Below are 13,629 nucleotides of genomic sequence, written 5' to 3'. Positions count from 1 at the left end.
CACAAACGAACATTTGAAAATATTTTCAAATGAGCAATCAAGTTTTTCTATTATCTTCTCCTAAGAGCGATGCTCATTGATATTTCGCTTGATAATATTGATATGTTGTTGCGAGAGGCATTTTTTAGGCAGTGAAGTTTTGATAAATTCACGAAAATGTTTTTCACGTTCGTATTTTTCCATACAACGCGGACAAGCAGACAAATTTTTCATAAACATGGTTTGTTGCATTGGGCTGCAATCACCATCTAACAAGCGATAGACATTGTCCATACACTCATTACAATCGTGGTCAATTCTATTTTTCATTATAATCATCATTGTTGTTTATATTATAGCCTAATTTTTGAGCATATTCTTGTAATTTTTCTTTCATCATGTTGCGGGCGCGGTGTAAGCGCGAGCGAATAGTGCCGATAGGAATATCTATAATTTTAGCCATTTCTTCGTAAGTAAAACCCTCCACATCGCAGAGCAACACTACGGTTCTAAAATCAATCGGCAAAGAATTGAGTGCGCTCATTACTTCATCGCCCAGCATACCCTGAAATATTTCTTCGCGCAAGTCATAATAGCCAATGAAGTTGGTATTTTCATCAGAATCATGATAGCTGCTGATATCCTCCAACTCTACCTGCATCGGACGTTTAGAGCGTTTGCGGTAATCGTTGATGAAAGCATTTTTGAGGATTTTAAACAGCCATGCTTTAGCATTAGAGCCTTGCGTATATGAATTAGCAAAGCGATAAGCCTTTAAGAAGGTTTCCTGTACCAAATCCTGCGCATCATCTTCATCGTAAGTAAGATGAAAAGCAAAATTATACAAAGCATCGGCGTGAGGTAAAAACTCACGTTCAAAAATGATGCTTTGCATGGCTTCTTCAGTATTACGCGCTTTATCCATGAATTGATTGGGTTCGTGAATACGCCCTGCCTTATCTATATTTCCTTGTTGCATAAAAATAATAAATAAATCAAAAATATATCAATATAGAGCGAATCCACTATTTTAGTAGTAGCAGAAAGACCGCTAATATCGTTATATTATGAATATAAAAAATGATTGTTTTTAAAAAAAAGTTCCTGAATATTGATTAATTCATAAAAAACAATGCCAAAATATATATATATCACATACCACCTCTTGGAAATGGTAGATAGATAGGGCTATATTTCAGTGATTTGAAAACTTACAGTGTAATTTTGAGGTATTTTGGGTAATGAAATCCAATGATATTGCTCATGAATTTGGGAGCAGTCTCCGTTTTTACGGGCATAGATATTATAGATATAACGGCGACTTTTTACATCGGCTTTTACTTCGTATTCGTAAAAAACGGAGCAGGCAGCAAGGCGCGTGCGCTGTGCCAGTAGGCTTCGTTCTTCAAAGGAAATATCAGGAACTTTGAGATATGCCAAAGGAAGGTAATCGCAAGCTATGCTATCGTATGCCTGCCGGAGCAACGTATTCATTTCTGTATCGTTTTGAGCAATATAAGAGGCTTCGTTAAAAGCTAAACAGGTGGGCAGGCTAATGATTTCAACACCTTCAATATCAATATAATCATACTGCTTGCACGACCAAGCACAACACAGCAGCACACACACAATCAGATAGCGCAATGTTATCATTATCAGTATTTATCAAAGTATAAAAAAAATATATTTAAAATCCAATATTAACGCCGCCTCTGAAAATAAGCGGAGTGCTGTATATGCTGTTTTGATTATGCAGTACATCGTAGAGCACCTCGAGTACAAAATACGACCTGCCGGCCAGTCGTTGCTGTACGATAGCACCTATGGGCAGGCGGGTTTGTGAGCCGGAAAAACTATAATTGGAATTGGCGATAGATTCTTTATAAAAAAGTTGTTGAATTTCGGCGTGCAAAGAAAACTGCCTGAAAACGCGGTAACGGGCAAAAGCACCGGGTCCCCAGAGGTTGTATTTATAGACTAATGAACTGCGCCCATCTCTGAAATAATTATAAGCAAAAGAAGCACCCGCCGAAAAACGGTTGGTGAAATGATAACCCACCAAGGGCGAAAGGGAAACATTGGTGACATTACCAAACTGTACGCCCAAGCCGCCTCCCGTAAATACACGCTGCCAACTGAATTTGCCGTTATCGCCGAAGTCATCAGGAACATCATCATTGGCAGTACCGGAGTTATTTCGCGGCAAATTGGGGTTGTATTGCGCTTGCACCGCCAACTGCGTCATTATTAACAGAATGGCTACCAAAAAAAATTTTTTCATATTTTTTTTAAAAAAACTTAAAAGCTGTTGCTTATTGCAATAAAAAAACAAGATAAAGTGTGTTGAAAAAAATGGCTGAATAAATAATTTATACAGACGCACTTATCCGACAAAACGTTGGTCGGCTTCCATAACATGACCGCAATTTTTGCAGGTGCGCAAATCCAAAGAGCCATAAAAATGGCGAAAAACGGGTAAAAAATCTTTTTCTATATCGCTGAGTTTAAAATAGGCTTCGTAGAGTTTATGATTACATTTTTCGCAAAACCATAGCAATCCATCCATTGCTTCGGAGTGGAGGCGTTTGCGCTCTACTACCAAACCGATAGAGCCTTCGGAGCGACTGGGCGAATGAGGCACGCGGGCGGGCAGCATCATCATGTCGCCGGCTTGGAGCGCAAGGGGCACTGCCTTTCCGTTTTCCTGAATAGTGACGGTAATATTACCTTCGAGTTGATAGAAGAGTTCTTCGGTTTCGTTGTAATGAAAATCTTTACGGGCATTGGGACCTGCCACCACCATTACAATATAATCTTCGGCATCGTGATACAAATTGCGATTTCCAACGGGAGGCTTCAGTTCGTGCCGATGCTTTTCTATCCATTCGTTTAAATTAAAAGGACGTGTAGCCATACAAAAATTAAGTATTATGTTTTTTAAAAAAAATAAAAGTACAACATTTTACCCATACACAACAAGCACTCTGTAATATTTAACACAACTGTTGTTGTTCAGCAACAAATGCACCGCCGTAAAATTATTTGATTAATATGAATAGAAAAATTTTCCGGCAGAAAAAATTTGAGAGCAAAAGTACAGGCTTATCAATGAGATAAGGGTATATCAAAAAGGCTCTCTCACTGATTTCTTTCAGCAAGAGAGCCTCTAAAAGTAGTGTTTGAATAAGACAAACGCTGTTTTTCTTTTAAAAAAAACAGTATTAATCTATAAGCTCATCGTAGGTAGTGGCGGCTTTTTCGCGCGTGCCGGCTACAGTGCTATTGATGCGTTTTGCGGCGTTTTCAACAAAATCTTCGGCAGATTCGCGCAATTCGCTCATTTTTTGAGCTCCTTTTTCTTTCAGTTCATTGAGTTTTATGCCCTGACGTTCAGCGCGTGTTTGTAGTTCGTCCTGCAAGTCTTCAGCCAAGCGTTTCAGTTTTTTGCGAGTTTTAGCTCCTTTTTCAGGTGCTATCAATAACGCAATACCGGTTCCCAAAGCTAAACCTACAACTAAATATCCTAATCTTTTCATGATTTTTAATTAATTTTTTGTTTTTATAAAATATGATTATATAACGTCACTGATAAAAAAAACGTTTCAGGTATTTCAAAAAATGATGTAAATATATGTTAAAAAAGCCTTCATCTTTTTTGATTTGAAAAAGATGAAGGCTTTATAAAATTAAGCTACAAAGCAGCTATATTCATCAATAATAAATTAAGGCTCTATCAAGAGTTTTTGTACAATTTGCTGCGTTCCGTTGTTCCATTTTACCAAATACACACCCGGCACAAAACCGTTAGTATTCATTTGTAAATAAGGATTTGTATTGTTGCTTTCAATATGATAAACGGCAATTAATTTTCCGTTCAAATCCTGTATGCTGATATTTTGTTTGGCAGCATTATTCATTTGCAAAGGTATATGTACATTGTCGCGGGCAGGATTCGGATAAATATTAAAGCCTGATTTATTATCATTGTCGGCAGGCAGTTGTATTACACCAAATTCGTTGATGACACCGCCGCCATCGTTATTTTCAGCAATAGCAGGCATTGCCTCAAAGGTATCGCACCCACCCACTTGAATATGATACAGCACCGTATCGCACTCGCCGGCAGCATTGCAGGCCACTACTTTCAGAAAATCTTCTACATCATAGGTTTCAAAACCCGGAATAGGCGTGTATCGCAGGCAGTTTTCGGGCAATAGATGCACCGAGCAGGTGGTGTAGAAAGATTGGATAAAAGTAATTTCCAAGGCATCGTCAGACGATAAATCGCAAAATTCGGGACACAACACAAGCGGAGTCATAGCTTCGGTGCATACCGAAATTTCATCGGTGCAAGCAGGGCAATCGTTTCCTACGGTGATATAGTAGGTGGCAGTACGACATTCGTTGTTTGGATTGCATATTTGTATATATACCGTATCCTGATAAATTTGCGCCAGAGCCTGATAGTTTACACAATAGTCATCAGATACAGCAGAAGCGGCGCAATTGTCGTAAGCGCAGGTATAAGAGGCAATACTTTCTTGGTTAATAATAGAAATCATCGGACACAATTCAGCACTGCCGCCTGTGGGTATGCACAAAGTGATAAAAGTATCACCGCTGCCGTCAGTATTTGAATTTTCATTTCCTCCTGTGACACAAGCAGTCTGACACATATCGGCATCGGAATATATGGCGTTGATATAATCTACACCATTGACAAAAGTGCTGCAACCGCTAATGCCTGTACATTGATTATTAATCATACCATATCCCAAAAATGCTTCGCAATCGCCAAAATCAACATTGCTCAAATCGGCACAAGCCGAAGCAAAAATAACAGCATTATAATTATACACTTCTATCACTTGGCAGCAAGTACCTATTTCCACTTGGTTGCAGTCGCTTAAAGTGAGGCACACTGTAAGAGGTGTAACAGTAGCATCGGCTTGCGGTGTGAGCGAGATATTGCAAGGATTCATTTCATTGCTGCTTTGTCCGTCTCCAAAATTCCACGTCCAAGCACATACATCATTATCCAAAGCCACATTTTCATTAAAGCAATAGGAGCCATCGGCATTGACGGTGTAAGTAAATGAACCTAAATCGCAGATGGAAACACAAGCACCATTTTCGTAGTTTACAGCACCGGCACATTCAGCTTCGCAAGCGTTGGTATAGGTAATGCCGTTGGAGCAAACAGGTGCGTAAGTATTGGGGCAATCACAATTGTTCGTGACATCTTCGCAAGTGCCTTCGGTGTAGTTGAATATACCGGCACATTGAGCTTCGCAGGCATTGCCATAAGTGATACCATCGGCGCAAACAGGAGCGTAGATATCAATGCAGAAACAATTATTTGTGCTTTCCCACAATACAATATCATTGGTCATAGCATTAAAGTTATCGCAATAAGGATTAGTGGGAGGAAACGGTACGATAAAACCGCCATAACTGCACAATACATTACCTTCGCAATCATACAAAGTTATATATGGGTAATCGGCGATAGGGCAAGAGTTGCCACCATTGAGGGTATAATAAAGCGTGCTGCCTTCATAAGTTACCTGATGAATAGACAACAAGCAATAGCCCTGTGCATTGGTGATAATATTTTGTAACCAATCTAATTGCAAAGGATTAGCAATTTCGCCGCAATCTGCAACAACGGGAGGATTGACTTCGCAAGCACCTTCGGTGTAGTTAGACACACCGGCACATTGAGCTTCGCAGGCATTGCCATAAGTGATACCATCGGCGCAAACAGGGGAGTAGATATCAATGCAGGAACAATTATTTGCACTTTCCCACAATACAATATCATTGGTCATAGCATTGGCAAAGTTATCGCAATAAGGATTAGTGGGAGGAAACGGTACGATAAAACCGCCATAACTGCACAATACATTACCTTCGCAATCATACAAAGTCATATATGGATAATCGGCGATAGGGCAAGAGTTGCCACCGTTGAGGGTATAATAAAGCGTGCTGCCTTCATAAGTTACCTGATGAACAGACAACAAGCAATAGCCCTGTGCATTGGTGATAATATTTTGTAACCAATCTAATTCTAAAGGATTAGCAATTTCGCCACAATCGGCAACAACAGGAGGTACTACTTCGCAAACACCTTCGGTGTAGTTAGACACACCAGCACATTGAGCTTCGCAGGCATTGCTATAAGTGATACCATCGGCGCAAACAGGAGCGTAGAGGTCAGGACAAATACAAGGCGGTGCGGCTTGCCAGATTACTTCCTGACAGATGATATTTTGCCAGAAATTATCGCAAAAAGCAGTATCATTTTCTTCCCAAATAATCAAACCGCCGAAGCCACATACCGCATTTCCTTGACAATCATACACATAAGAAGGCGCATCGAGACAAGGGAAGCCATTACTGATATAGAAATAGCTTTGCCCATTGGCGTGTGTGATGGCAGTAATGCTGTTCAAACATTCCTGACCTACAAAACCGCTCAACCAATCCAATTCAGCCAAAGGATTTTGTACATTGCATACTTGGCAAGCAATGGTCGTAGTGTCGCTACCACATTCGCCGTTGGTATAGTCATATACACCGGCACATTGAGCTTCGCAGGCATTGCCATAAGTGATGCCATCGGCGCAAACAGGAGCGTAGATAGCAGGGCAAACACAGCCTGTATTGCAGTCTGCCAGTACTTCTACAGTATATTTACGAATATAAATGGTATATTCTTGGAAAGAACCGTCGGCTGTGATTTGGATACCCGTAGCCGTAAAAACAAAAGTATCCGTACCCAAAAATCCAGAATTAGGAATATAGGTAAAACTTTGTTCCCATGGCTGTCCGGTAAAAGAAACCGTACCATTTTGCGGAGCGAGTGTTAAAGCGACTCCTTCTTCATCACCAAATGAACCCAACATATCGCTGAACATTACAGTGGTGCTGTCGTTGAGACAAATACTGCCATAAATATAGGTAGTATCGTTGGGGATAATATTACATTCGCCGACAACATAATCAAATACACCACTACACTCAGCTTCGCAGGCATTGATATAAGTGATACCATTGGCACAAACCGAGCATAGCCGAATTCTTCGCCGAAGCAAGGCGGCGGAGCAGTCCAAATTATTTCTTCACAAATAATATTTTCCCACAGTGTATTACAGATGCTGTCGTTATTTTCCCAAATAATCAAACCACCAAAACCGCACAATTGATTACCTTGGCAGTCGTAGAGATAAGAAGGTACATCGGTACACGGAAAACCTCCGCCGGGTATAAAAATAACTTTGACCGCTACTGTGTGTAATCATCGTAATACTACCGATACATTGTTGCTGTGTAAGAGCAGCGAGCCAAGGCAAATCGGTCAGCGGATTTTCGGTATTACAGCCATTGCAGTCGCTTGGGATAGGGCTGCACTCGCCAACACTCCAAGAAGTGATACCATTGGCGGTGGCGGCACAAGTATTGGGATAAGTAACGCCATGACAGCCACAAACCGGCTCATAAACATCAGGGCACAAAATATTTTGGTATTGTATTGCCAACGCTGGTTCGTATTACTCGGCGGGAGTAGCACAATTAATTGCATAATACACCATATATTCGCCGTTATCCGGACACACCATCGGGTTTTGCTCAGGAACACTTGAACTGAATTTAATCACATCACCTACTGCAAAACCAAATTCGCTGATATTGGAATTATAGATATAAGAACCATCTGTGAGAGCAATAGCTATACCGCTAAAACAAGGAGTATTTACTTCTACTATTGTACCGAACTGATTATACAGGCAATCGCCGCAATTCCAAAGCGGTGCGCCCAAAGCTACAGCAGTTGTATAAAAGTCGGGTAATATTTCAAAGCAGTTGCCACCGGCAATACCGCCGTCTGTGCAAACCAATGTGCCGTTGCCATCAAAAATAAGTGTTTGTACATCGGCGCAGGGCGCGTCCGGATTAGGAGCTAATACAAAATAGCTTTGCTCATTATAGCAATATTGTTGCAAGCTATAACCACAAGCGCAATCTGTGCCTATATTGCCGATAGCTGAAGCCAACCAGGGTAAATCAGATGCGCCATAAATGAGTGTGCAGTTGGCGGGGTTGATATTACATTCACCTTCAACATAAACAAATACGCCATTGCACTCTGCTTCGCAGGCATTGCTGTAAGTGATACCATTGCCACCGCAAACAGGCGCGTAAATAGCAGGGCAAATACAATTGCCGCCCGGATTTACAACCTGATAACAAGTGATATTTACTAAAAGTCCTGCCATACAACTAGAAGCGGCATCGGCGGCAAGATTATAATCAAAATGAAGTGTCATTCCCGCTGTCAAATTTAAACCAAAAGGCACGCTTACAGGCTCTAAAACAGAACCGTCTGCTAATTGTATCACCAAACCACAACCATCTAAACCCGTATAATCAACCACAGTACCCGAAGTTGCATAGGTACAATCATTATTATTTCCACAATCAGGGTTAATATTTACCTGATAATAAAAATAATCAGTGGTCATACCGATAGTGGTAAATACAGTGAGCGTATAGAGTGTGCTTTGTGAAGGAGCTACCCAAGCCGCAAAGCAGTTATTGGTACAATTTAATGACTCTGAAGGATTCCACGTAGGAAGGGCATTGCCCAACATTCCCTCCAATCCGATAAGAATAGAATCTCCGGCGCAAATGTTATATACCAATGTGTCGGAAGCAGGTGGTGGGGCGATACCCATACAAAGCGTTTCGCAGGCTTCGAAAGATGAATAAAAATATTGGCTGTAATCTGTTCCGTCTATGCTCCAATCGCAGCCACTTACAGAAACACACTGACCGCCGACATAAGCCACGCCCAAAGCCATATCGCAAACACCAAAATCCAAACCTGCCAAATCTAAACAATTACTTTCTGTATTGCAAGCACCAAAAATATAGTCAAATACACCTACACACTGAGCTTCGCAAGCATTGTTGTAGGTGACACCATTGGCACAAACAGGGGCGTAAAAATCTGTGCAAAAACAAGGATTAGAATTGCTCCACAACAATACATCATTGGTTTTTCCGGTGATAAACCCATCGCAATAAGGATTAATAACAGGCGGATACATCGGATAACCGCCGAGAGCACATAATTCGTTGCCTTCGCAATCATAAATGATCATATTAGGATAATCAATGGGGCAAAAATTGCCGTTGCCACTGACGATATAATAAATCGTATTTCCTTGATAATCTGCCTGATGAACTTCCTGCACACAAGGCGATGTATTGATGACATTTTGCAACCGCGGAAATCCAAAGGATTGACGGCGGAATCGCAAGTGGCAACAAAAGGCGGCGGAATAGGGCAACTGCCGGGCTACATAGCTAAATACGCCTGCACATTCGGCTTCGCAGGCATTGCCATAAGTGATGCCATTGGCACAAACGGGATCATAAATAGCCGGACAAGCGCAAGGCTCAACAGTAGGAGGAGTCCAGATAGTAGTTTGGCAAGAGATATTATCCCAAAAATATTTACAAACCGCTTCGCCATCATTATTGTGCAAAATATCATCGCTGAAGGCACAAATTTGATTGCCATTGCAGTCATACACATAAGAGGTAGCAGCAGGGCAGTTACTGTTATTGATATAAAAATAATAACTGCCATCATTTTGAATGATCGCATCAATGGCAGCCACACATTCCTGAGCAGTAAAAGCAGCAAGCCAACCCAATTCGGCGATAGGATCACTCACATCGCATACTTGGCAGGTAGCTGTAGTAATACTGTCATCGGCAGACGAAACATCAACGACCGGAATAAAAATGATACTGTCTCCGCCACCGTGGTGGTATAAAAAGAGTATCGGGAACACCTATAAAAATGGAGTCAAAAGGGGGTATATCAACACCACCAATATTAATACTATCCACGACTGCATCACAGACTCCATCAACATAATCAAAAACGCCGTTGCACTCAGCTTCGCAGGCATTGCCATAAGTAACGCCGGCAGCACAAACAGGTGCATATATTTCTGCACATACACAATCCGTTTGAGCATAATTGATCAGCGGAAAGCAGTAAAGCAGCAGCACCCAACAACATCGAATAATCAGTAATTTTAAATTCATATAAAAAAAATTAAAATAATTTTGTAAAAAATAAAAGACAAAGTTAAGGCTAACTAACAACTCTATATAGGACAGTTGTGTGTAAAAATAGCGATCAATAATCTTTATGACATGATATGCCTGATTTGACCTTACAAAGGTGCTCTGTTTTTGTTGTTGTTACAAGAATTTTTTTATGTATTTGTACCTTATTTTATTGTTATTTTTATTTATAAATTATTTATTAATAATTGATTAATGATATTTTTTGTACATAAAATATAAAATATTTTTTAAAATATTTTAAAAAATAAAGAATAAAAAGCGTTTCTGACAATAGTGTGTAGAAAAGCCCTTACATAGAAACAGATATATCATATTTAGTGAAAATTTAATAAAAAATATATACCTTACAAGCCTGAAAATTCAGGTGCTATTGCATTGCTCCATTGACAGTATATTTTTATAATTTTAAAAAACATACATTATATTCAATGAAACATTATATTTTTTACTTACTATTTATCTGTTGTACTTGGAATCTGCTCGTGGCACAAAGCGGAGATACAACAGTAGTACAAACATTTACTTTTCAAACCCCTAATCCGCCCGGCTTGGAGTACTTATAGCGGTGTATTCGATTTTCCTGATGGCTCGGAAAGTTATCAGCGTATTCTTATGGTACAAACCCTCAAATGCGATGCTGCTACCAATCAGGACAACTACCCTGCGGCGAGTGGGATTATCTTACCTACACCTACGTTACCGACAGCAGTGGTGTTTGGGACTCTACGCGCTATGTAATACCCAATTTTTTAGTCAATGACAATGCCGTGGACGAATACGCCTACACAGCGTCACCCACTTTTCCTATTATCAGCAGATGCAGCAGGTTGCAACATATTCACCCAACGCCGTTTTTCAAAATTTTTCTTTGAGTTCCGGCATCATCTGCCGCCGCCGTCGAGTGGCAACGCTGTACGCCATCAGTACAAATGGACTGCCGACGAACTATGGCAAAAGCGGTTTGAGTGCGGGCGAAATAGATGCTTTGAGTTTTGAAGTGCAACAAGAAGTACCCTCAAAACTTGCAGCTGCGATTAGCCAACACGCTCAATAATTTAGAAAATACATTTTTAGAAAACGAATCTTTCAGTACTGTATATCAACAACACAGCACTTTGAACAGCGGAACAGCTACGCTGTATTTTAAAGAGCCTTTTCTATGGGACGGTGCTTCGGATATTCTGTTAGATATTTCATTTTATCGTGATGCAGCCGCACCCGAACCCGTATTGATGTGGGAAACTACCCCTTCCAATCAGGTATGGGCGAGCAACAGTGGTACATATTTGGAATTTGACGGTAGCGGAAAATATGTAAATCTGGGAGCAGGGCGCAAATCAGCGGCAATGCACCGCGTACCATAGAAATGTGGGCACGTGCCGAAGCCTTCAACGATGCGGGTATTTTTCAGGCGGGCAATACCCGCTCCGGTAGGGCAGGATTTTCGTTGCGCACCATGACCACCAACAACCTGTGGCGTATGCAACAATGGGGCGCACCCGATTTTAATGTCACCTTAGCCAACAGCCTCAACAACTGGCATCACTACGCTGTAGTATATAACGGCACACAAAACATTAGTATATTACGATGGCAATTTAGCCGGACAAAAACATACAATATCAATGCCGGAGCTCAGGATTTTGGCTGGCGCGTTGGGATAATTCTTATTTAAAGGAAAATAGACGAAGTGCGTGTAGGAATACTGCCCTCAGTGCTACTGCGATTGCCGATTGGAAAAACAAAAAAATAGATGCTTCGCACCCCAATTACAGCGACCTGAGAGCCGATTTTGGTTTAGATGAAGCGGCGGTGTTGCCGTCAATAGCAATGCCAACAACCTCAAAGGATATTTAAAATTAAAACCCCAATGGAAAAAATGGCAAGCCGCAGAGATTAATCATTTGGCAAGCAATAGCAACTTACGCCCACTCATCACCTTTTATCGCAGCGAAGAAGCCGCCCAAGTTCAAAGTATCAGTGTTACTGACTACCATTCAAAATGAATATGATGTATTGAGTACTATTCAATAATCCCGATGGTTTTAAAATAAGAAGATGACGCACCCAATCACCCCAAATTGCCCACCGACACTTTGTATGTGGAAAGCGGGCTATTCTTATATTTACGACCAAAATGGCAACAAAACTGACCTGTTGCCATTGCTCCGCAACAAAGTATTAGCCGTCAGGACAAAACCTATTACAGTCCGGGGGTGCGCTACGAAATCGGACGCTACATCCCACCTGTACGGCATCAATTTAGATTTAGGAGCGGGCTTTTCGTGGGTATATGATGTCACCGATTATGCACCTGTTTTTTGCAATAAAGTGCGTCTTTCATCAGGCAATGCACAAGAATTGTTGGATTTGAAATTTTATTTATCAAAGGCACGCCGCCGCGTCCGGGCTGCGTATCAAAAATCTGTGGAGTGGCAATTTTCTGTATTCCGATATATCAAGTGAAAAAAATGCGAGCCGATAAGTTTCAAAGTGCCCGAAAATTTTGAGGCATTTAAAGTAATTACCCGCACCACGGTCACGATTTTCCATCGCCGAGCGGTTGTGGTGAATTTTGAAAAAAACCCATTATTTAATTGTCAATGCACCCGCACGCCGCAGTTTCAATGGCAAGTATGGAAAGAGTGCGCCGACAATCCTTTGTATCCGCAGGGCGGCACTTGGATATTTGACGGGAGGCGGCTGGTGTCCGGGCGATGTGGTGCAAACGTTCGGAACACAACGTAAGCCATTTGGTAAATGCGGGCCCAGAGAAAATAAATGCTTTTGATTACGATATGCAGGCGGCAACATCGTATCAGCCGCAGGAAATTATGTATTAGAAACACAATTGATTTCTTATGGTGTGGCTAACTGTAAAGATGTGGCTATTGAAGACATTATTACTCCGAGCAGAAACAAATCCATCAGCGCAAAAACCCCATTTGTAGGCAACCCCTCATTCCCGTATTCAAAACACGGACGCGATACGCTCCCGCAGTGTGTTGATAGGGAATACGGCATCAAGTCGCCAGCACTCACACTTTGCCCTGTTACTATCGCTGGGAAGGTGTGCTGCCCGCAAATGGCTTCTGCCCGATGTTACTTTGCCTTGTACAGTCAGCTGGACTAACCTCAATCCTGCCCCAATCGGTATTTTTGCCCGTGTGTGAACCCGATTATACCAACCATAATTCACTGCCAACAATTATATGGAGTCGTCTTTCATTGCCTCCACAATACGAAAGCGGAGCTTGTGTGTTCAATTTTAAAACCAACAATGAGCCACAGGAAAACGACTATTCTTTAAAGACCACAGTGGAACGGTAATGTATCAAAGTGCTACACCGCTACCACAAGTTAATAAAAGCCTCACGAAGAAACTTTGTATTAGAAAGCTGACGGCTGCTATGTGGAATTTAACGACAGCGATATGAGGACAGTTTGGAAGTTTTGGTATTTTCCTGAAGACGGAGC

At 41.3% G+C, this 13,629-nt stretch carries 17 protein-coding genes; 7 read left to right on the top strand and 10 right to left on the bottom strand.

From position 1 onward, the window contains the following. Positions 1-60 precede the first annotated feature (60 nt). The 10 genes from IPL35_00085 to IPL35_00040 form a co-directional block, all read right to left on the bottom strand. Entirely contained in the window at positions 61-309 is a 249-nt protein-coding gene (locus IPL35_00085; GenBank protein ID MBK8441889.1) for a hypothetical protein, read from the bottom strand. Next, the gene (locus IPL35_00080) at positions 299-958 is read right to left on the bottom strand and encodes a sigma-70 family RNA polymerase sigma factor (GenBank protein ID MBK8441888.1); all 660 of its coding nucleotides are present in this window, start codon (positions 956-958) and stop codon (positions 299-301) included. The genes IPL35_00085 and IPL35_00080 overlap by 11 nt, the downstream gene beginning before the upstream one ends. Before the next feature lie 209 nt (positions 959-1,167). Further along, a complete protein-coding gene (locus tag IPL35_00075; GenBank protein MBK8441887.1) occupies positions 1,168-1,632 on the bottom strand; it encodes a hypothetical protein in 465 nt (154 codons plus the stop codon). 34 nt (positions 1,633-1,666) lie between these two features. Continuing rightward, positions 1,667-2,260, bottom strand: a complete 594-nt coding sequence (locus IPL35_00070) for a hypothetical protein (protein MBK8441886.1) — start codon at positions 2,258-2,260, stop codon at positions 1,667-1,669. Positions 2,261-2,362: 102 nt separating this feature from the next. After that, positions 2,363-2,893, bottom strand: coding sequence for a 3-hydroxyanthranilate 3,4-dioxygenase (locus IPL35_00065; protein MBK8441885.1), 531 nt, complete (start codon positions 2,891-2,893; stop codon positions 2,363-2,365). 307 nt (positions 2,894-3,200) lie between these two features. Beyond that, entirely contained in the window at positions 3,201-3,515 is a 315-nt protein-coding gene (locus tag IPL35_00060; protein MBK8441884.1) for a YtxH domain-containing protein, read from the bottom strand. Between the two features lie 186 nt (positions 3,516-3,701). Further along, positions 3,702-7,097 carry a T9SS type A sorting domain-containing protein gene (locus tag IPL35_00055; GenBank protein MBK8441883.1) on the bottom strand — a complete coding sequence of 1,132 codons (3,396 nt, stop codon included), beginning with the start codon at positions 7,095-7,097 and terminating at the stop codon, positions 3,702-3,704. A 93-nt stretch (positions 7,098-7,190) separates the two neighbouring features. Continuing rightward, positions 7,191-7,523, bottom strand: a complete 333-nt coding sequence (locus IPL35_00050) for a hypothetical protein (GenBank protein ID MBK8441882.1) — start codon at positions 7,521-7,523, stop codon at positions 7,191-7,193. 12 nt (positions 7,524-7,535) lie between these two features. Next, on the bottom strand, positions 7,536-8,261 hold the full coding sequence (locus IPL35_00045; GenBank protein ID MBK8441881.1) for a hypothetical protein: 726 nt from the start codon (positions 8,259-8,261) through the stop codon (positions 7,536-7,538). Positions 8,262-9,780: 1,519 nt separating this feature from the next. After that, positions 9,781-10,107 carry a hypothetical protein gene (locus tag IPL35_00040; GenBank protein ID MBK8441880.1) on the bottom strand — a complete coding sequence of 109 codons (327 nt, stop codon included), beginning with the start codon at positions 10,105-10,107 and terminating at the stop codon, positions 9,781-9,783. Between the two features lie 674 nt (positions 10,108-10,781). Here IPL35_00040 and IPL35_00035 point away from each other — a divergent pair. The 7 genes from IPL35_00035 to IPL35_00005 all read left to right on the top strand — a co-directional run bounded on the left by IPL35_00035 (position 10,782) and on the right by IPL35_00005 (position 13,482). Further along, positions 10,782-11,024 carry a hypothetical protein gene (locus tag IPL35_00035; GenBank protein MBK8441879.1) on the top strand — a complete coding sequence of 81 codons (243 nt, stop codon included), beginning with the start codon at positions 10,782-10,784 and terminating at the stop codon, positions 11,022-11,024. Continuing rightward, positions 11,021-11,206, top strand: a complete 186-nt coding sequence (locus IPL35_00030; GenBank protein ID MBK8441878.1) for a hypothetical protein — start codon at positions 11,021-11,023, stop codon at positions 11,204-11,206. Before IPL35_00035 ends, IPL35_00030 begins: the two co-directional genes overlap by 4 nt. Continuing rightward, complete coding sequence (locus IPL35_00025) at positions 11,175-11,516, top strand: hypothetical protein (GenBank protein ID MBK8441877.1); 342 nt, start codon at positions 11,175-11,177, stop codon at positions 11,514-11,516. Before IPL35_00030 ends, IPL35_00025 begins: the two co-directional genes overlap by 32 nt. 2 nt (positions 11,517-11,518) lie before the next feature. After that, a complete protein-coding gene (locus tag IPL35_00020; protein ID MBK8441876.1) occupies positions 11,519-11,827 on the top strand; it encodes a hypothetical protein in 309 nt (102 codons plus the stop codon). A 383-nt stretch (positions 11,828-12,210) separates the two neighbouring features. Beyond that, positions 12,211-12,618 (top strand): hypothetical protein, encoded by a 408-nt coding sequence (locus IPL35_00015; GenBank protein MBK8441875.1) that lies wholly within the window; start codon positions 12,211-12,213, stop codon positions 12,616-12,618. A gap of 27 nt (positions 12,619-12,645) precedes the next feature. Continuing rightward, the gene (locus tag IPL35_00010) at positions 12,646-12,900 is read left to right on the top strand and encodes a hypothetical protein (GenBank protein MBK8441874.1); all 255 of its coding nucleotides are present in this window, start codon (positions 12,646-12,648) and stop codon (positions 12,898-12,900) included. Positions 12,901-13,311: 411 nt separating this feature from the next. Beyond that, on the top strand, positions 13,312-13,482 hold the full coding sequence (locus IPL35_00005; GenBank protein MBK8441873.1) for a hypothetical protein: 171 nt from the start codon (positions 13,312-13,314) through the stop codon (positions 13,480-13,482). Positions 13,483-13,629 lie beyond the last annotated feature (147 nt).

This window comes from Sphingobacteriales bacterium (assembly GCA_016711285.1).
Lineage (GTDB): Bacteria > Bacteroidota > Bacteroidia > Chitinophagales > UBA2359 > JADJTG01.
This window is presented reverse-complemented; position numbering and strand designations above follow the sequence as displayed.